Raw genomic sequence first — 19362 nt, 5'->3', positions numbered from 1 at the left:
TTTCTATTTGTATATATTATCGTTTGTTCTGTTCAATTGTTGGATTTAGGTCTACTACTGCACGGGGGATTAAAAAAGCATATTTAGGACTGCCGACCACAAGCTGATAATTCGTCCCATTGACCTCGCGCCGAGGAACGACCTGTGTTACACCTGTTTGATTCAATCGTTTCGTGTCGGCCCAGCGTCTTCCCCTAAATACCAATTCGCGTCGTCGTTCTTTCAATATCTCGGATAGCAGCATATCATTCCCCCAATCGACGGGCACGAATTTTCCATTTGCGAACCTGTTCTTACGCAGCAGGTTGATATCAGCCAGAGCATCCATGTTTTTGCTCAAACGGGCTGCAGCCTCCGCACGGATCAGTAACATCTCACTGGAAGTAAAGCCTATGAATGCTCCAATAGCGCTCTGGTCGTAATTGGTCTTGTAACCATAGGTTCCGGGATCAAAATCATTGTATTGAAAGTAGATCAGTTTACGCAGATCATGATTCGCATAAAGCGCCATCAAGTCCGGATTTATCCGTGCGGCATAAGGTGTTAATGTTTCCGAATAAAATGTTTGCGCCGTAAATATGATCTCCGCATTGTTCTTGGGGATACTCATTTCATCGTATATATCCAGTGTATTGTAGTCTAACAAATTTGGCTGTGCTTTCCATGCAGAATCTGCATAGCGAAAAGCACCCGCGTAGTCCTGCATATCAAGATACAGTCGTGCCAATCCGGCATAGGCAGCCGTTTTATTGGGTCTGCTCCGAGCAATAGCCGTTAGCGGCAGCTTATCTGCGGCCATCTGATAGTCCGACACAATCTGCTGATAGGTATCCAATAGGCTTGCCCTTCCCTTGGGCAACTCAAGATCCGGTGTAAATTTCAGGGGTAGCCCCAGTTCCGCAGCAGCCGTATTTTTATTAAAGGGCAGACAATAGAGCTCGAGCAACTGCTGATAGGCAAAAGCCCGAAAGAAATGAGCGTTACCCACAATCTCCTTTGCTTGCTGACTCTCCTTCTCCTGCGCCGAAAGTGCTTCCACTACACTTAATATCTGGTTTGCATAGAAAACCGCCTTATAGGGCCCTTGCCATGCAGCGGCATTGATCGTGGGCTCATCCGACCAGATGTAGGCATTGCGCTCATCCGGATCCGATATGGAACTCCAGTCTTCGCCATTCAGGTAAAACTCTTCCCCTGCGATTAGATTTGCTGCTGCAAAACTGCTGTTAAGTACAGCATATTCATTCAACAAGAGTTCGCAGTCAGCAAGCGTACTCGGAATGTCCATTTTCCGATCAGGCTTGAGCTCTAGAAAATCTGAGCAGGAGGCCATTAATAGGCCTATGGTAAGTATGATATAAGTTTTCATATAATCGTGTTAAAAAGAAAAACTAAGTCCTAATGATCCGGCAAAGGGGTCGGGTGGATTATTCCCAAATTCCGGGTCTATTCCCAATTTGTTTGCCCGCCATATGGACATGATATTGGCCGCGTAGGCATACACCCGCAGATCTTTTAGCCAGCGGTTTTTGGGTGAATAGCCGATCTGAATATCGCGCCATTTGATCTGATCTGCCGGCGACACCAGGGCGGCAGAATACATATAGAAATTCGCCTCCTGCGCATTGGCCGGATAGGTAAACACAGGTACATCCGTTATTTTTTCGTCCCCGGGTTTCTGCCATCGCCTGGCATAGTCAGCATGCCCTACATTGTTGGCCACCAAGGTGGAATAGTTAATAGACTTGCGCATAAACTTGTGCCCCAACTGAAAGCTTATGTTGAACGAACAGTCCCAGTTTTTGTATGTAAAGCTATTCCGCAATGATCCAAAGTAAAGCGGCAATGCCGAACCTGAATTCTGCATATCTGCCAGCAATGTACCATTTACGATGGACGTATAATTGGTGGAAATCTCTCCGTTTTCATAGCCCCGCGGCTTGCCCGTCTGTGGATCCAGCCCCGCCCATTTGTAACTGATGATGCTATTGAGGTCAGCCCCTTCGATCGGTGTGACATTCATAGAATACGCCCCCGAGCGGTAGTAGCGCCCAAGCTGATCGGCCAGATACGATTTTGTCACCTTGGTCCGGTTATAGGAAAAAGCAAGATCCGAGCGCCACGAAAAATCTGTAGCACTGATATTTACTGAATGGATAGAAAGATCTATCCCTTTGGCTTTGAGATTGGCACTGTTCACATTAAGCGATGCAAAACCTGTAGTCGGGTCTATCTGCGTAGCCGAAATCAGATCTTTTGGCGTTTTGATATAAAATTCTGCCGAACCGCTCAGGCGGCCACCCTTAAGACTAAAATCCATCCCTAAGTTAAACATCCCCACCGTCTCCCATCTCAGATCGGGATTTGGCGGGCTTTGCATACTTGCATATGGCAATCCCGTCAAAAAGTGATTTTGGGTAGACCGTAGCATAATCGGATAAGCCGATGTGGCATTGTTTACATTCCCATTTTTACCATAGGTCATGCGCAACTTGAGCGTTGAAAAGGGGCCATCGGTCATAAAGCTTTCATTGGAAAGTAACCACGCGGCACCTATGGACCAAAATGGCTTGCCCCGATCATTGGCACTGACGCCAAACAAGTTGGAGGCATCCTTGCGCATGCTGGAATTAAAGATATACCGTTGTTTAAAGGTATAAGAAGCATTGGCAAAGTAAGATGTAAAGCGATTGGTTACCTCAGCTAACTGCGGGTAATTATTGATTTTACGGACACCCAGGATCCCATTAAGATAAGGGTGATCATGCACAAGGTCCGCTTCCTGATAGGACAGCGTCGTAGGGTCATAGCCAAAGAATACCGATGAGTGGGCTGTCGAATGATCCTGACGGATCTCGCCGCCCAGCAATACATTAACTTCGTGGGCGTCCGTAAATTTACGGTTGTAGTCCAGCTGTACCCTCCCCTGCTGTGCATCGCTGCTACCATTTAAGATATAGAGGTAGTCGCCGACCGGATAGTTCCATGTGACGGACTGCTTGTCCCATGATGCGAAATAGTTGATCTCATCGCGTTGGTGCATACTACCAATCCCCCGCCAATTTTCTTGTTTGCTATCCGCTTTTCTAAAATTATAGAGCAGCGAAAGCCTTAGCTCGGGCAGTATCTGATAGTTTGCTCCAAATGAAAACATGATCTCCTTTGTATTATCCTTGATCTGTGTTTCGTACAGTTCGGCAAGCGGCCTGTAATTCCAGTCGAGCAGTCTTCCGCCAGCCACGGTATCCCTAAAGTCGCGGCTCAGTCCCACAGTCTCTACCTCTAGTGGATTACCGTTTTCATCTGCCAGGCGCATATAGGGATAGTTGCCATAGCCCGCTCCCATTTCATTGTATTTGATCGGCACCATGGCATCCTTGGTGGTATACTGTGTGTACTGTGTGCTCAGGTTTAGCTCCAGGCGATTAATGGGTCTGTAAGCCGTCTGGTTACGGAAAGACAGTCTATCGGACGAATTGGTAACCACCGCCCCTCGGTTTTTATCAAAACCCGCCGAGAAAATATTGCTCAGTTTTTGTCCACCACCTGCGAGCTGCACATTATACTGTTGTTTTACGGCTTTGCGATAGATGTACTTGGAAAAATCATCCCGCATATCTATCGACCGCAGCGCATTTATTTTATCGGTCAGCTGAGCATCCGTCAACTTGCCTTCCTGACGATCTTTGAGCAGCTGCACCACAGGGGTCATCGTATACATTCGGTCATACATACGGCTGTTGTAAAATCCCTTTTCAAAAAGCATCAGCTCCACATCAATGAAATCCGAGGTACTCATCTGCGGGAAATAGTAGAGGTCGGGTTTATTTTCAACGGTTGTATTTGCATTGACGGATACCCTAAAAGGTTCATTTCGTTTTGCTTTCTTGGTGGTGATGATAATCACACCATTTCCCGACTGTGCACCCCAAATGGATGAGGCAGAAGCATCTTTTAAAATAGAGATGTTTTCAATATCATTGGGGTTGATATTATTGAAATTACCGCTATAAGGAAACCCGTCTACTACGATCAGAGGCCAGATGTTAGAGCTGATCGAGCTCCGCCCCCTGACATTGATATTGGGAAATTTACCCCGGTTCTCATCGAGCATTTTTACCGTCGAGATACTGGGCACGACATCTTCCAGCCGTGAGATAAAATCCATGGATACTTTTCGGTTCAGCAGCTTATTATCTACAAACTCAAAACTACCCGCAGACCTTTCCTTGGGAATCTGCTGTAATCCGGTACTCACCACTTCCACCTCATCCAAGGTATTCTCTTTGAGAAAAAGGGTGATGCTGAGCTTGATATCTACTTGATAATCGACTAATTGGTCGTTATAGCCGATATGAGAAAGTGCTACCGCTCCTTTACGGCTTGAAACCGGAATTGTAAAATTCCCATTTTTATCAGTTTTGGCGTTACCTTTTTCGCCCGGTATGCGTACCGATACGCCGACTAAAGGTTCCCCATCGAGGGATGAAACCACCGTACCACGTAATAGTTCCTTCTTCAGCCCGTCGGCCCCGCTGTCCTTGCGGGGCGTCTGAGCTGATAAACTAAACATAGAAAACATTACAATACTCAAGAAGAGGACTGACAATTTTAAGCAGTTCGATTTAGTTTGTTCTGGGCAGGAGCATTGTGTACCAATAGGCAGTTCACTCCCACCCTTGTAAAAATGATTCATTTTTAAAGGTGTTAATAGGGCTGTGACCTGCTTGGATTAGAATTTCCTGTGATACTTACAAACGCATCGCCTTTGCTCCTAAGCCTAGCTTAGGTCACAAATAAAAAATGATTGATAAATTGCAACCTAAGAGCGTTTGATTGAGATTTTCTAGGTAAATAATAGGGTCGCTACGCTCTTCAAGATTAGAGGAAGTCATTATATGACTTTGCTTGCAGAGCTACTCCGCTGGCCTGATTTTGTTTTTAGTGATTTGTTTTCTGTTCATAACTCGTTTGTTTATTGAAACGAGTCTTGCGGCAAGTGTAGAAACCAACAATGGCGCGGCATCCAACCTACTGTCTACGCGGCCCTGAGAAGCCTATGGAACGAGTAAGCGGACGCCGCGCCATTACCGACGGGCGTTTTGATCCACTTATCGCCTTGTTCCATTTGAAATTTCTCAGGTTTCGTAGACAAGACTCATAAGTGCTACCACCTATTAAGATGGTGCAAATGTATTGTTTTAATATACCAAAGACAAATTATTTGCTTTAAAAGTGGCTTTAAATGCTCTTAAGACTGATTTTATCGACAAATAATCGTACCTTTATATCAAAGGTACCAAATTAGATTTTGGTAGCAAACGGGTAACTTACCCGTATTTTACGGACTTATTTTAATCAGGTAAATTATGAGTGTTGTATTTCAAGATGAAAGAAAAATTAAACAAGGTGAAGTCATAGCAAAGCTTCGTAGGATGCAAGGAATTAAGCAAGAGGCATTAGGTAAAATGTGTCCAAGCAATTTTTCTCAACAGAAAATATCAGAGATTGAAAGTCAAATCGTTATTGAAGAGCCCACTCTTGAAGAATTAGCTATAGCTTTGGGTGTTACTGTCGAATTCATCAAAAATTTTAATGATGATAATGCAATATATAATATCCAACATAATCATGATTTTAAAGATCATGCTGTCGCACATCAAAATCACCAACCAATTTTCAATGAAACTTCCAAATTAACTTCACTTTTAGAAAAACTCGTTCAAGACGACGCTGTTAAAACTCAAGCAATTTTGGATTTGTCAAAAGTAGTTGCCGATTTAGCGGAAGAGGTGAAGAGGCTGAAGAAAAAGTAAGATATCAGCAAGTTTATGGGAAGTGTAATAACAACTTTTTCAATCCCGAAAAACGCATCACAATGCAATACCTTGAAAATTAGTAATTCTTTGCTCGGGCTTTTTAACACCGTACAGAACAGAGCATGATATAAATATTATACCAATTGCTATGACTTTCTAAATGAAAATATTTTTGATTTATAATTGGGATCTAACGGGAGTGTAACACCAACTGTGTCATAGGATTAAAACTTAAAAACCTCTTTCGAGTTTGAGCCTATCCCAAAATCTATATAAAGTTGGGATATGATCAAGCTCCAGTTATGCATTGGCATCGTCCATTTTTTTTGCGATATCCTTTATGATCAGATACATCAATTTCATTAGTGCCTGTTCGGAGCTGAAGGCTCCTTTAGACTTAATGATTTTTCGTATCTGACGGTGCATTCCCTCGACCGGATTTGTGGTGTATATAATCTTGCGAACCTGATCCTCGTACTCAAAGAAAGTAGAAAGATTGGTCCAATTATCCATCCAGGATTTGGCAGCAAGAGGATATTTCTTGCCCCATTTTTCTTCGAAACGGAAATAGGTTTTATCATCTTTAATTCGTTCTATACTTTTAATGGAGCTGCCAAATGGTTTGCAAAAAAGATAAACACAATTGGTCCGGTGAGATCAAAAGGTATTACGATGATTGCTGCCCGCTATTACGATCCGCAGTAAGTTTGGCGTTGAACTGTGCTTTCAAATTATTTACCAAAGATATCGCTGATGACAAATCATTAGCGTCATTTAATATGCAATTATCTACTGCAATAGATCTTTTTACTGTGCCTTCTACGGTATCTGTAGCAATAGGGGACATAGGAACAAATGCGATTCCATTTGAAATTTCATGTATCTGTTTCTCCGTGTTATAATATATGAAATTAGTATTTATTGAAATCACGTCTGGCCGTTGTGCAGTCGTACCGACCTTCAAAGCTGCGAGATCATTATTCGGGACAGTGATCGGAACATATATAGAAGGTCTATCTTCTGTAGTGCATACCCATGAGTTGACTTTCCCAACAATTGGAGTAAATAGCTCTACTATATCCCCAATCCTACCTCCTGCTCCCTGAAAACCAGGCGCAACTAAAGCAGAGGAAATCTTATATCTATTTTTAGGCATATTCTCAGCGATATATGCATTTAGATCCACACCATTTCCAATTGACAAAACTCTATTAATTGATATAAATTTAATATCTAGGGATTTCGAAGAAGGACTATTATTCCCTAAATATATTTTGAATTTTGTAGAACCGGGTACAAGTCTAAAAAAACAAGACTGGTTTATAAACCCTGTTTTACCTACCACACCTGCGATAAATCGAAAGCACGACATGGTAATAGTCGATAATAATGTATTAGAATCGTTATAACATCTTATATCAATATTTCGGGAAATTTGGGAACTGTCTTGTAGATAGTGCGCCTGCCCATGTATGGAAATAAGAAAAAGTTCAGTATCAGTTCCACTAAGATAATATGGGGTTGTCAAATTGGAGGTTTGTGCTGCATTTTCAAAGTTAATTGTGGAATAATCTTTTCCGACCCGATCTACCCGATAGGTTCCGAAAGCGGAAACCCAATGTCTTGTGGTATCAGCAACGTGGGTATCATAGATATAAGGATCAGCCAATAAATTATCTCCCATATTCAGACTTATACTTAAGCTTCCTAGCATCTCTGCTCCCGCAGTTTCAATAGTATTAATGATGGTATTATTAAAAATTACATCTGCCCCCTTATACCTAAGTCTGCGAATAACTGCACCAACAACATTACAAGATTTTATTGTATCTGCTGTAAATGTATTTAACAAAAGGCTCATTTTCCTATATATACCTCCTATCACGTTAATGCCACGATTGGTTAAATTACCATTTGGTTCTATATTTAAATAGACTCCGTCTTCGGTTAGATTAGTAGGACTGATAATAGTGACATTTTCACAATTGTCAACGATTGCAATATCAGATTGTGTATTATTTGAAAAATCACAGGAGTCGATTGTTACATTAATCACATTATTTACAAAAATACCCCAGGAATTGGAATTGGTAGGATTCTTAAAATTATAAAACCCGCAATGGCGGATGTAGGAATTTTCGGCTTGTTCTATACCACTTCTGCTAAAATTAAGATCAGGTTCGGTAGAGTGGAATTTAATCCCTTCTACTTTTGAATTCGAACCAAATTGCACCATCGTGGGTGTATTTACATTTTTAAGATGGACATGTGCACCGTATCCCTCCACATCGATATCATTGAACCTTCCAAATCTACTTGTAAGTGAATCGCCTACAGGAATGATCATTTTACATTTATAAAGTTTGCACGCCTCATAAAGTTTAGCGAGTACAACAACATTATCTGTCCCTACCCCATTAATATAATCACACTTATAGCCAAAATAAGAAGCGTCAATACCTTCCTTAAATATTGATTCTAACTTGATATTCTGAATTACAATAAATGACCCACCATTATCCACTAAAGATCTGATGGTTGGATAATAGATAATCGGGGCTGGAGTATCCCCTTGCTTGTAATACCCCATTAATTGTATTCCAGAATAGACTGGATTTTCTCCCTGCAATCCTGCGATCTCACTTGCGGAGAGTTCCCTCATCTCTTGCATGCTGTTCTTAATTAAAAATTGATTTGCCATATTTCTTTTTCTTTTAAAGTGTATAGCAAAAGTAGGTTTGTCAATAGCGGTATCTGAGGAAAAGAAGCTATATTTAAGCGGTATCGGAGAGATACCGAAAAGTCAATATGGGCGATAATTATGATAATTTTCAATATCAGAATAGGCTTTCCCTAAACTCCCCCCTAACAACTTTCTTAAACTGGGGTTTTTAGAAAAATCTAATTTGCCTAAAAAGTTTATATAAATGGCATTCTGAATTCGCTTATCAACCAAAGGCAAATTCTTCGTTAAAAAATATACCATGGAATTAAACTTGCTCCGGTCATTTTCATCTATAGCCGCCTGCATAAACCGTCTGAAAGTCCCCATTTGAAATGTAATAGAATCGCTATTGTCTTCATCTAAAAGTTCCTCCTCTAAGCTTGGAAACAACTCAACCAACTCATTAATAAACAGATTTTTACCTTTCATACTTTTATATTAGGACAACTTAATCATTTTCCCCCCTCTGCCAATTCCACATATCTTGAATTCAAATATAAAAATTATCGATTTATATCATCTCTATACTCTTCCTGAATCATTCCTGCAGCAGTATATTTGTGAGGAGACGCTTTGTAGGTCGCTTCTGCAAATCCCAACGCTTCAGAAATTAAAGAAAAAGTATGTATAACTTATAAAATAGAATCAATAACGGTGTAAACACCCACCACCAGAGAAATCAAAAGAAAAGCAAGTACAATAAAGCAGCCTATGGTCACAGATCGATCTTTTCAGCTCGATTGAGCGATTCCCGTTTCACTGACATTAATCATCGAAGGATCTTCAATATGTTTTAAAACAATTTCTGAATCTTTAAGCACCCATGGAGTTTCATCCAATATAATCTTTTGAAATACCTGCTTTTTCTCCTGGTCCTCTAAATCTTTGGCGGCGCATAATAGCTGATAGGCGAACAGTTTTAGTCCTTCTTTATTCGCTTTAATGAAGTATACATCATCCCTTTCCCTGTAGTCAGAATAAATAGCAAACTGCCCATTATCCAAAGATTCTTCTAAATCTAGGTGAGTTTTCAGAGAATCCAACAGTTCTTGGTTCATTGCAAGCTTGATTAGTCTTTAATATAATTATAATATATGGCTATTTTTGAATAAATAACAGAAGATCATTGTCCAATCTGCATTTTTGATGTTATCGGACCTGAATTAAGACCTAATCTTCTATCGTAAAATCGATCGATTTGTTAAATTCTTCTTTTTCCGGTTCCGACAGCTGATCACGCATCGCACGAATCGTATAACCACCTCTCAATATACCTTTATCCAAATACATCCAATCTGATATTTTTTGTTTATCGATCAGTACGGTGTCACCAAGGGCGACCTCTTTCGTTGAGACAGGGCTATTATGGACAACACCTGTAAATTGGTTATTTATATAAGTGAGATTACCAATCCAAATGTGCTCCAAACTTTGGTCAGGTGTATGATATGCTAGTTTGAGGGCAAAACCTTCATATCCTTCTTGTGGTTTCTGAAACGCCTGCACAAATAGATCGAGCGAGTTTTTTGCCTTTGCTATAGCTGCATTCATAGCTTCATCGTCAGAGCGGAAACCAATGACTTCATCATTTTCAATTTTATCTTTTACTGACGGTGACTGGCATGCCATCAATACAGCGCTGCCGATAGCAACAAATAAAATAGGTCTAATAATTTTGAATCTCATCTTTAAATATTTTACATATGTAATTTCTTCTGGAATCTTTAAATAGAGCCCAGTCTTCTAAATATAACATAGGTATTTGTACTCTCCATATAAGGAAAATAAATCCTATCTCAACCTCAACCCCAAAAGATACATATTAGGTTTTCCATCGTAATGATCCCTGATACGTTGCTCAACATGGATCGCATTCCAAGTCGCCAATCTTTCAAACCCAATACATTCAATTTTAGAAACTTGAATTCTTTCACCATCATAATCGATCCAACATAAGTCATCATTGCCTATTTCCTGTACGAAAAAAGGGACTACAGCTCTAAATTTTTCTTCGAGAGGCTTTATTGCCAAAACCTTCCATCTTTTAGAGGTAATAGCAGCCCAACCAACATGAATTGAAAAAAGAATATTCTGTTCTAATAGCATATCCAAGTCAATATCTTCCTTTGATGAAAACAAAAATATAACCTTCGATGATTCGTCCAAATACATAATAATCGCCTAAATTGATAACAAAGTATGTTCCTAATTTAATTGGTATCTTCATTATCTATTTCTGATAAATTAGTATTTCGATTACTTTTTGCTGACATCTCATTCTCGATTCTTTTTTTAAATTGTTCGAGTTCATTTTCAGAATAGTATCCACCACAACTGACTGCTGATACACCATTGGGTATCCGCGCATTTACAAATGGTGCGTCTAAAAGTACATTATCCGCGATAAAAGCTATACGGCCCCTGTTTCGACTCGCTTTTTCTGTTGCCGCCGCCCATTTCAGAGTCCCAATTTCATCAAATTGCATAGCAATGGTTTTATCTTTTGTAGCATTTTCACTTATCGTGACAGATTCAAAATTTGAAACTGTCAGAATAGGAACGGGGTGTAGAAATAAGATTGCGGTGGATTTATCCAGCTGCTTTGCGATAGCATTCGGGGCACCCTCTTCCAGAACAAAGTACCAACCAGTGGGAAGAATTGTATCCTGATCAGCGCTGGAAACCTCATTATTTTCTTGATGTTGGAAATTAACATCCGACGACTGATCATTGTCACCTGAGGCTGTCAATATGATCATCAGGTTTATCAAAAATACAAGGATATATTTCATAAATGGGCTTAACAATAATTTAAAAATAATAAATATTTTGTGAATGGGTGAAAAGTATTATTGGTGATTATCCCAAGTGGTATTTTTGACTTTGATGTTTTCTACACAACACTCTATATCCTTATATAATTTTGTATCTTATTATCGCGAAGTACGATAGGAACTCGCTAATGCAAAAAAACAATTAATTAATCAATAAATTAATAACTGTAGCATCCTGTTGCAGTATAGCGTTTAATAAACAATACAACACTATAATTATGAAAAAAGCATTACTACTATTAGGGGTAATGTCCTTTCTATTTTTTTCTTGTGACAAAGAAGGAGGGCCAATACCGAGTGACAAAAAACTAGAGATTCAAAAAGATGGCGTAAACTATGTCGATGAAAGATCAATTATTCTTCCACCAGGAGCATATGATGGCCCCAGACTTATATATAACACTCCATCTACGACTAATCCAAGTGGAATTAAAGAAAGCATCCGATTTACATCCTCGCCTTACAAAAAAGGAAATCGAAATAATACAGCATTCACCTTCTCTATATACTTTCCTGTCGAGGGTGGTGTTAGCTTAAACAAAAAATATGAAATTAAGCCAATTAATGGAAAGGAGATATTTAACATCGAGAAAGATGGAAAGATCTGGGAACATGAAAAAGATTTGGCTTATATTCGGTATACCGAAGATTACAAAACTTATCATTACGGTACTGGATATATTTCATTTACACATTTTGATGATAGCGGTTTGAAAGAAAATATCAAAGGTTCTGGAACAATAGAATTCTCGATCGCTAATGAAAATGGCAGCAGAACAACTTTGAAAGGAACTTTTAAGTTATAAAGTGTAAAAGTTAAGACTTAATCTGACAGTTAAACAACACAAATAGTTGATGGCCCAATTCAAAAGAATGCCAGTTAAACTATCTTAATCTGGTATTTTTTTATATTTATCTTTTTTATTAATTCAATGCATGCCACCTTTCAAATTTCTATCATTTATTATTTTTAATATTCTCAGTTACTCTTGTACAAATAGCTTAAGCGTTCATTTTTAGGGCGAATGTTTGGTCAAAATGCGATAAAGGGGATATTGAAAGATGAAACAACAAGTTTTGGCAAAAACGCACCCACATCCTCTGTATTTATCGTAAATGAAGACATACATGATTTAGAAATGGAGAAACGAAATTGGAAATTATTAATCGAGAAATATGAAACATTTGAAAAAGATACATTTGTACATTGGTTCTTTGGTAGAATGTCCAGAGCCCAATTAGGTCAGTTCATATACAAGCATTGCAACCACCATTTAAAGCAGTTTGGAGCGTAACCCAAAAAGCCACGAAACCGCTACATGGATCAGGCGTTATAAGGGGTTCGTTCTATGGCAGGTATCTGAAAATGGAATAAAGCTAATTGCATATGATAGAGAGAAAGGAAATTTCTTGGTCTAAAAAGATGAGCATACTTCCTTTATCAAGGATCATGATGGGCAATGGTTGCAAAAAGGCGACGATAACAATCAAATTCTATTTATGCCAGCGAAGCCGATATATTGAATGTTGCACTATTTGGATGTAATTTCAGTTCCAAATTCTTATATTTGATAGAGCCCTCTATTTTAATAAATGGAAAAAATATACCACATTATTACCCTAGCAATTCTGATAGCAATCTCCAGCATCAACTTTGTGAATGCGCAGGTAAATTGCAAACAACTTCTGAAAAAGAAAATAAGCTTTCAAGATTTAGATAGTGGCAAAATTGAGCGTATTTTTAAAGATTTTACACAGTTAAAAGCATGCGGTCTCGACAGCAATGCACTTGAAATAATCAGTGATCCCCCACTTTTTGCGACGTTAATTATACCGTTCATGGATTATGGCAAGAAAAAAATGTAACTTACCAGCATATCTTTGACAAAATTATAGAATTTCAAAATTCAGACGAGTTTCCCTTCTTAAAACGGTCACATGATGCAACCAAAGCGCTTAAAAATAAAAACGTAGACCTTAAAAATTGGGTAGCAGATAGCAAGTTGCTCTTGCAAATCCCACTAGATTCTAACGAGGTAGAAGACTTTTATAACTACCTAAAGGCCAATCCCTCGAAAGATTATACTTATTTTGATGCCTGGGGAATTTTTAAAAGTCTTGCAACGAAACAGCAACAAACAAGCAAAGATTTGGGGATGGAAGGAAAGAAAAACGATTCGCCACGCAATATTGAAGATGCACTATTCAGGGGGAAGTATAATACTATGACGTTAGCGGAAATTTTTCTGGAAGCTGACAGCCTCAATAGGAATGTTGTTATCTATTTTACGGGCTGGAACCATATAGATAGCAGAAAACTCGAAGTTTCTTTGTTTGACGATAAGAAACTCAATACAAAACTTCTTCATGAATTCTTGTTTGTCATTTTGTACATTGATGACAAAACCAGGATGGATGAAATACCAAATCTTAAAAAGGACGAATACAGCACTGGCAATATAACCATAGGTCAACGTAGCCAAAAAATTCAGCAGCGATATCTGAGCTCGAAAGATATACCTGCATTTATATTATTGGATAGCAAAGGAAAATTAATCAAAGCCTTGTCTAAAAATATAAATAAAGAAACCCTCAGAAGTTTTCTAACATATTAGGCGAATAGCTACTCTTATCGCTTTAAAACCGACCTATAACTAACGATATTACTATTCGAAAAAATAATGCAGGATTCTGGATTGATCTACGTATAATCAAGTGTAAAAAAACTTTCTTTAACCCCTAACTTCAAGCTTATAGCCCTTGCCTCGAACCACAATAATGTTGATATCGGGAACTGTTTCCAATTTTTTCCTGAGTTTCGAAATAAACATATCCAAACTGCGCCCCACAATCACCCCCTCATCTTCCCATATCTCTTTTTGCAACCGACTCCTAGTTATTGTCTCATTAGGGGACAGTGCAAAAATATTCATTAGTCTTGCTTCGGTCAGAGTCAAATCTATACATTCATTATTTATCCTCAATTGCTTTTCATGGGGATCAAACTGGACCGAACCAAAATGGAATACTTCTGCAGGCTGATCCACTTTGGGCGCTCTTTGTAATGCACGTGGTCTAAAAACAGCAAAACAGATAAAAGCCAATGCGGACAGACTCCCCAAGATATAGACATTTTTGGCTTCATGTTCTATGGGTTTGAATTTGATGTCAATGATATAACACTCACTAGGTTGCTCTCTTCCTAAGCAGGGTACAATATCATCTTCTTTTTCTCCAGCGATAGCAAATCCATAAGCTACAGTACTGGTACCACAGTTTAGGACGTTGACAATATAATCGCGATTGAACGGATCTTTGGCCAACAGATCTTTCGTCGTATTTAAGAGAGAATCAGGTTGAAAGGTAAGATGCTGTTCAAACCTAATCCGATATTCATCTGCTGTAATCCTTTCTATAGGGAGCACCCTCGATGAACTATCTCCCGACTGTAAAAGCAGTTGGTGGCCAAGTTTACGGAGTAAAATTTCTGTTTTGGCTGCATCAAAGCTACTCCTCTCCTCCCTACCGAATGCCAGGCCGATCAATGTTATAGATAGAAATACCAATGTTAGTCCAATAATGTATCTACGTTTTCTACTAGGAAGATTTTTGAAATCAAATCGCATAAGCGGACATTATTTACAAAGTTTACAATTTAATTTACAATCCTGAACGGTCAACTATAAAGATATCAAAGTATTTTCGCTCAACCAACTTTGATAGCATATGAACAATACAATGAACATTTCCATTTTACTGCTGCTCTCTTTTTTAATCAATTCCTGCGGCGATAATAACCATAAGCAACAGCGGTTAAACAATCCAATAGTTTTATCCCATTATCCAAGCGCCGCACATGGCCCTAGTGGAATCGTCCGTACGGTAAAGCAAGACCGAAAGGGCAATATTTGGATTGCTTCATGGAAGGGCGTTTTCCGATACGATGGAAAATCGTTCAGCAATGTAACAGCTGAAGTCAGTACTGCCCGTTTTTTCGGAGTATTGGAAGATAAAAAAGGAAACTTTTGGTTGGCCTCGATCGGTTCAGGCGTGTATTATTATGATGGAAAATCCTTTCACAATTTTACAACAAAAGACGGCCTTGCAGGTAACCAGGTCACTGAAATCTATGCGGATAAGGCGGGTCATATTTGGTTCTGCACAGATGCTGGGGTGAGCCGCTATGATGGAAAGTCTTTTAAAAATTTTACAACAAAAGACGGACTTTCCAGCAACAGTGTCAACTCGATTACAGAGGACAAAACAGGAAAGCTATGGTTTGGGACAGCTGATTATGCCTGTGTCTATGATGGCAAAAAATATACGATCCTCAGGCATGAAGGTAAACCTTTCAAAAATGTCCGCTCTATAATAGCGGATAAAAATGGGAATATCTGGCTTGGAGGAAATGACGGACTATGGCGCTATGACGGTACTATATTTAGAAATTATACAAGTCAGTTTGTTGGCTATATCTACGAAGATAAAAATGGGAATATCTGGACTAGTTCGGATAGTGTTGTCAATAGGGATTTCAAACATGTCTCACAACCTCCCACCCAAACAAAAAGCTGGATTCTCTCCCGTTACAATTCTAAATCGTTATCGGATCCCTCTACGCCTCCTGAGATAATCAGATCGGGGGAAGCCCTGATTTTTGGAATAACCGAAGCTAATGATGGCAGCATATGGTTTGGTACTTTAAATGGAGTGCATCGTTATAATGGAAATAGGTTTACGGACTTTAAAACGAAATAATGGGCAGAAGGGCAATAAGTTCCTATCATTTCGCTACTAGAGTAGCTACAAAAGACTAGTAACATAATCAAAAAATTGCTGCTTTCTTATTTAATAATTTACTTAAATGAATGGAAATACGATGCAACCTTTGTGGAATCTTAAATTAGTAGCAGCTTCCACAGACTTCCCTAGTCGAGTCTAGTTTTGATTTAATCATCCATTAGATACTGAACGACAAATAATAACTTAATACATGAATATGGTGAATTGAATTATGGAAAAGAAAACATTTTGGCATCATCCTTTAAATCATTCGCTCTATTTTATGAAAGTATTTCTCCTAGTCCCAATTTTATTTCTTATCGTAGCTTGTCAAAACGCTGCTAAAAAAACACCTAAGGCAAAAACGCCGGAAAAAACTTTTAATTATTCTGCCTTTCAAAAAGACTATGCAGAAATACTGGATGCAATAATTACCCATGACACTTATATCAGTCGATTGATCATAACTGAAAAACCTGAAACTTATATTGAAAACAAATTTATCAAAGATCTGATACATACGACTTACAAGGAGGATTATCCTCTGGGAGATGCTATTGGAATCAGGGAATTGTTTAGGCATCTTAATTATAGCAAGCAGGATTCCATCGGTTTTCTCAATCAGACAAGAGCCAGGGATACGGTTCATATTCCGCAAGCAATCGTTCATAAGTATATGGTTAAAGACAGCAATAGATTGACTATGGAAGAACGTTTTTTAACAAAGCTGGTCTTCCACTTACCTATTCTGACATATGACGGCCAAAAAGCATTTGTGTCCGTAGATCATATATGTGGTGGATTGTGTGGCCAGGGATGGTATTTTATTCTTGAAAAAATAAAAGGCAAATGGAAGGTTGTAAAATATGAGGGCACTTGGATAGCTTAATATCAATAGCAACATGAAGTAGTCGCCAACACGGCTTGAATAGATTATCGGATTTTTAAATGAAAAGAGTATTTTCAATTGTGTATTAAAAAATTAAAAAAATAATACTAAATGCTATTTTTACAGCATATTCGTATTTTGTAACCAACTGTTAATAGTAATATGATGGCAGACGACGAACTAGAGAATGTAGATCCAGACGACATTAGCGATTTACTCGTTAAAGTTGAAAGGTCATTTGACATGAAGTTTGAGAGCACCGAACTGATGAACATTATCACTTTTGGTGAATTATGTGATCACATCGCCAATAAAATCCAACTGGAGCATTCGAACGACTGCACAAGCCAACAGGCTTTTTATAAACTGCGTGATGCAATGGCATCGATACTTCAAATAGACTACAAAACAATCACGACCAGCTCTGCTCTCTTAGGCCTTCTGCCAAAACAAAGCAGACGTTCTCTGGTAAAAAAATTGGAAGTGCATTTGGGTTTTAAACTTCATATCCTACGACCGCCCTACTGGGCATCCGTGACACTTGCGATTTTACTAGTTACATCTTGCGCTGCACTATTCTTTAATTGGCAGATCGGACTTGCAGGACTTGCTTTTTCAAATGCCGGACTTTGGTTTGCAAAAAAATTCGGCAACATACTTACCCTGCAAACAGTTGGACAATTAGCAAAAAAAATGACAAGTGAAAGTTATTTCAAATCTAGGCGCAACCCGAGCACTTTTAATAAAAGCGAAATTGAAAAAATACTGGTTGATTTATTCAGTAATGATTTAGGGATAGACAAAAGTAAACTAACAAGAGAGGCAAAACTTAGCTAAACTCCCAAGGAGGGTACAATTTTCAACGCAATTTTGAATATGGGAGATAAAAGATATGGGAAATAAGCTGAGCCTGACAAGCCGTTGATAGTTTAAGCTTGTCGGCCTATTTGTGGTAACTAACGTCAGATGAAAAGTGTCCCCTCTTGTAATGACGGCAGAGCCACCTATCAACTTAGATATTTATGATTTCGGAGTGAACGCAACGCCGAATTGAAAAAGATTTTTTTTAAGTTGAGTCAACTGTTCGGAAAATCCGAATAGTTTAACAGGTTGGGAATAAAGTGGGCATATCCAGTCAAATATAGCAACTTCAAATTTTATTATTATCTTTACTGTAAAGTAATAGACCAAATCATTTAACTGATTGATCATTAAATTTCTATGCATATTAATCATTTAATAGGCAGGTGTATTTTGCTTCAATTGATTACATGGAATAAAACCGCAAATTATGTTCATAATTGATATCCGTTGGATTTTTAAGCTATTGTTTAACCTAGCGATCCTCGTTGTAATCGGCAGGTTATTTTATGCACCCTATGAGCCAAAACTGCAAGGAACCAATCTCGTGTATATATTTCCTTGTATTGGAGTCTTAAGCAGCTATCTTTATCTAGCAGTCTGGTTTGGCTGGAAAAGAGCATTTAGGATATTACTATACATTGGCATATATATATTGTTAACATGCTATTTTGTACTGAGGGGATCCTTACCAAAATGGTTGGACTATACTTTGACAATTTCAATCCTCATATTGCTTGGATATGGTGTTTACCGTATCATTAAATACCTAATTAGCTTGATTAAAAATATAAGAACGCGGTTCAATGCCAATAAGATACGTAATAGAAATAAACCTGAAAATCGTTGAACCAGACCGCAAATCAGCATAAATGGAAAAAATGTTCTCGCTGTTAAAGTCTTAAATCCTATCATCGGCTTCAAAAAGAATTAACAAACGGAGATCTAATCGATAAATTATCTCAACATCGTTCCTTCTGGTCGTCTTATTGATTGTTATAAAGTTACCACGGGTAGTTTCATTTTCGTTACTGCGCGAAAACCAATAAAGAAAGGTGGCTTTCTTGCTCTTTCCGCTCTGTGGCCAATCAGCTATCAATTAAATCTACGGCTTTACTTCTTTGTATATTGGCTGGAATTCGCGATGCCATTTCTCCAATTTATTATTCTTAAACCTAAATAAATAGAATTCATCATCAAAAGGAACATTCCTGTAGGAAATAACTTCTATAGTATCCGTAGCGTTTACTTCCTTTTGCGCAATTGAATAGGATGATCCAAGAGTATTAACAACTTGCAATTTAGACATTCCCAATTCAAGCTGCTCCATTTTCGATTTTCTCATTGTGGCAATTCGTGTACCAGAACAAGAAGATAATACCACAATTAAAAGACTTAAAATGGCTATTAAATTATTCTCCATATAGCTAATTTAAGAAATAATTTCATTAA

At 38.5% G+C, this 19362-nt stretch carries 18 protein-coding genes and 1 pseudogene; 8 read left to right on the top strand and 11 right to left on the bottom strand.

The features are described from left to right. Positions 1-16: 16 nt before the first annotated feature. Both ABTV71_RS07930 and ABTV71_RS07925 read right to left on the bottom strand, forming a co-directional pair. Entirely contained in the window at positions 17-1369 is a 1353-nt protein-coding gene (locus tag ABTV71_RS07930; RefSeq protein WP_121126846.1) for a RagB/SusD family nutrient uptake outer membrane protein, read from the bottom strand. 9 nt (positions 1370-1378) lie between these two features. Then, on the bottom strand, positions 1379-4573 hold the full coding sequence (locus ABTV71_RS07925) for a SusC/RagA family TonB-linked outer membrane protein (protein WP_433902813.1): 3195 nt from the start codon (positions 4571-4573) through the stop codon (positions 1379-1381). Between the two features lie 796 nt (positions 4574-5369). On the opposite strand from ABTV71_RS07925, the gene ABTV71_RS07920 reads away from it, so the two are divergent. After that, complete coding sequence (locus ABTV71_RS07920) at positions 5370-5816, top strand: helix-turn-helix domain-containing protein (protein WP_433902812.1); 447 nt, start codon at positions 5370-5372, stop codon at positions 5814-5816. 227 nt (positions 5817-6043) lie between these two features. Here the strand turns inward: ABTV71_RS07920 and ABTV71_RS07915 are convergent. The 7 genes and pseudogenes from ABTV71_RS07915 to ABTV71_RS07885 all read right to left on the bottom strand — a co-directional run. Beyond that, positions 6044-6380: pseudogene (locus ABTV71_RS07915) on the bottom strand (transposase); the annotation flags it as partial. A gap of 106 nt (positions 6381-6486) precedes the next feature. After that, the gene (locus ABTV71_RS07910; protein ID WP_433902811.1) at positions 6487-8520 is read right to left on the bottom strand and encodes a hypothetical protein; all 2034 of its coding nucleotides are present in this window, start codon (positions 8518-8520) and stop codon (positions 6487-6489) included. 102 nt (positions 8521-8622) lie between these two features. After that, positions 8623-8973: a DUF7674 family protein gene (locus ABTV71_RS07905; protein ID WP_433902810.1), complete on the bottom strand. Its 351-nt coding sequence runs from the start codon at positions 8971-8973 to the stop codon at positions 8623-8625. A gap of 302 nt (positions 8974-9275) precedes the next feature. After that, positions 9276-9602: a hypothetical protein gene (locus tag ABTV71_RS07900; RefSeq protein WP_433902809.1), complete on the bottom strand. Its 327-nt coding sequence runs from the start codon at positions 9600-9602 to the stop codon at positions 9276-9278. A 112-nt stretch (positions 9603-9714) separates the two neighbouring features. Continuing rightward, on the bottom strand, positions 9715-10230 hold the full coding sequence (locus tag ABTV71_RS07895) for a YegJ family protein (RefSeq protein ID WP_433902808.1): 516 nt from the start codon (positions 10228-10230) through the stop codon (positions 9715-9717). Between the two features lie 105 nt (positions 10231-10335). After that, positions 10336-10716: a hypothetical protein gene (locus ABTV71_RS07890; protein ID WP_433902807.1), complete on the bottom strand. Its 381-nt coding sequence runs from the start codon at positions 10714-10716 to the stop codon at positions 10336-10338. A 38-nt stretch (positions 10717-10754) separates the two neighbouring features. Further along, a complete protein-coding gene (locus ABTV71_RS07885) occupies positions 10755-11336 on the bottom strand; it encodes a hypothetical protein (protein WP_433902806.1) in 582 nt (193 codons plus the stop codon). A gap of 260 nt (positions 11337-11596) precedes the next feature. Here ABTV71_RS07885 and ABTV71_RS07880 point away from each other — a divergent pair, with 260 nt between their 5' ends. The 4 genes from ABTV71_RS07880 (at position 11597) to ABTV71_RS07865 (ending at position 13993) form a co-directional block, all read left to right on the top strand. Next, positions 11597-12184, top strand: a complete 588-nt coding sequence (locus tag ABTV71_RS07880) for a hypothetical protein (protein ID WP_433902805.1) — start codon at positions 11597-11599, stop codon at positions 12182-12184. Positions 12185-12403: 219 nt separating this feature from the next. After that, entirely contained in the window at positions 12404-12673 is a 270-nt protein-coding gene (locus tag ABTV71_RS07875; protein WP_433902804.1) for a DUF1569 domain-containing protein, read from the top strand. Between the two features lie 298 nt (positions 12674-12971). Beyond that, entirely contained in the window at positions 12972-13244 is a 273-nt protein-coding gene (locus ABTV71_RS07870; RefSeq protein WP_433902803.1) for a hypothetical protein, read from the top strand. 143 nt (positions 13245-13387) lie between these two features. After that, complete coding sequence (locus ABTV71_RS07865) at positions 13388-13993, top strand: hypothetical protein (RefSeq protein WP_433902802.1); 606 nt, start codon at positions 13388-13390, stop codon at positions 13991-13993. 117 nt (positions 13994-14110) lie between these two features. On the opposite strand, the gene ABTV71_RS07860 is transcribed toward ABTV71_RS07865, so the two are convergent. Then, positions 14111-15004, bottom strand: coding sequence for a winged helix-turn-helix domain-containing protein (locus tag ABTV71_RS07860; protein ID WP_433902801.1), 894 nt, complete (start codon positions 15002-15004; stop codon positions 14111-14113). 100 nt (positions 15005-15104) lie between these two features. Here ABTV71_RS07860 and ABTV71_RS07855 point away from each other — a divergent pair, with 100 nt between their 5' ends. From ABTV71_RS07855 to ABTV71_RS07845, 3 genes are all read left to right on the top strand, one after another. Then, positions 15105-16136 carry a ligand-binding sensor domain-containing protein gene (locus tag ABTV71_RS07855; RefSeq protein ID WP_433902800.1) on the top strand — a complete coding sequence of 344 codons (1032 nt, stop codon included), beginning with the start codon at positions 15105-15107 and terminating at the stop codon, positions 16134-16136. Between the two features lie 256 nt (positions 16137-16392). After that, a complete protein-coding gene (locus ABTV71_RS07850; RefSeq protein WP_433902799.1) occupies positions 16393-17049 on the top strand; it encodes a hypothetical protein in 657 nt (218 codons plus the stop codon). Between the two features lie 162 nt (positions 17050-17211). Continuing rightward, positions 17212-17886, top strand: a complete 675-nt coding sequence (locus tag ABTV71_RS07845) for a hypothetical protein (RefSeq protein WP_433902798.1) — start codon at positions 17212-17214, stop codon at positions 17884-17886. Between the two features lie 1129 nt (positions 17887-19015). Here ABTV71_RS07845 and ABTV71_RS07840 read toward each other — a convergent pair. Next, positions 19016-19333 carry a hypothetical protein gene (locus tag ABTV71_RS07840; protein WP_433902797.1) on the bottom strand — a complete coding sequence of 106 codons (318 nt, stop codon included), beginning with the start codon at positions 19331-19333 and terminating at the stop codon, positions 19016-19018. Positions 19334-19362: the final 29 nt, after the last annotated feature.

Source organism: Sphingobacterium puteale, from assembly GCF_050986225.1.
Lineage (GTDB): Bacteria > Bacteroidota > Bacteroidia > Sphingobacteriales > Sphingobacteriaceae > Sphingobacterium > Sphingobacterium puteale.
Note: the sequence above shows the minus strand (reverse complement) of the source record. Positions and strands in the feature narration are given on the sequence as shown.

Coding starts and splice junctions, on each gene's coding strand:
- ABTV71_RS07930 (WP_121126846.1), bottom strand. CDS start 1,369: ATGAAAACTTATATCATACTTACCATAGGCCTATTAATGGCCTCCTGC.
- ABTV71_RS07925 (WP_433902813.1), bottom strand. CDS start 4,573: ATGTTTAGTTTATCAGCTCAGACGCCCCGCAAGGACAGCGGGGCCGAC.
- ABTV71_RS07920 (WP_433902812.1), top strand. CDS start 5,370: ATGAGTGTTGTATTTCAAGATGAAAGAAAAATTAAACAAGGTGAAGTC.
- ABTV71_RS07910 (WP_433902811.1), bottom strand. CDS start 8,520: ATGGCAAATCAATTTTTAATTAAGAACAGCATGCAAGAGATGAGGGAA.
- ABTV71_RS07905 (WP_433902810.1), bottom strand. CDS start 8,973: ATGAAAGGTAAAAATCTGTTTATTAATGAGTTGGTTGAGTTGTTTCCA.
- ABTV71_RS07900 (WP_433902809.1), bottom strand. CDS start 9,602: ATGAACCAAGAACTGTTGGATTCTCTGAAAACTCACCTAGATTTAGAA.
- ABTV71_RS07895 (WP_433902808.1), bottom strand. CDS start 10,230: ATGAGATTCAAAATTATTAGACCTATTTTATTTGTTGCTATCGGCAGC.
- ABTV71_RS07890 (WP_433902807.1), bottom strand. CDS start 10,716: ATGTATTTGGACGAATCATCGAAGGTTATATTTTTGTTTTCATCAAAG.
- ABTV71_RS07885 (WP_433902806.1), bottom strand. CDS start 11,336: ATGAAATATATCCTTGTATTTTTGATAAACCTGATGATCATATTGACA.
- ABTV71_RS07880 (WP_433902805.1), top strand. CDS start 11,597: ATGAAAAAAGCATTACTACTATTAGGGGTAATGTCCTTTCTATTTTTT.
- ABTV71_RS07875 (WP_433902804.1), top strand. CDS start 12,404: ATGTTTGGTCAAAATGCGATAAAGGGGATATTGAAAGATGAAACAACA.
- ABTV71_RS07870 (WP_433902803.1), top strand. CDS start 12,972: ATGGAAAAAATATACCACATTATTACCCTAGCAATTCTGATAGCAATC.
- ABTV71_RS07860 (WP_433902801.1), bottom strand. CDS start 15,004: ATGCGATTTGATTTCAAAAATCTTCCTAGTAGAAAACGTAGATACATT.
- ABTV71_RS07855 (WP_433902800.1), top strand. CDS start 15,105: ATGAACAATACAATGAACATTTCCATTTTACTGCTGCTCTCTTTTTTA.
- ABTV71_RS07850 (WP_433902799.1), top strand. CDS start 16,393: ATGGAAAAGAAAACATTTTGGCATCATCCTTTAAATCATTCGCTCTAT.
- ABTV71_RS07845 (WP_433902798.1), top strand. CDS start 17,212: ATGATGGCAGACGACGAACTAGAGAATGTAGATCCAGACGACATTAGC.
- ABTV71_RS07840 (WP_433902797.1), bottom strand. CDS start 19,333: ATGGAGAATAATTTAATAGCCATTTTAAGTCTTTTAATTGTGGTATTA.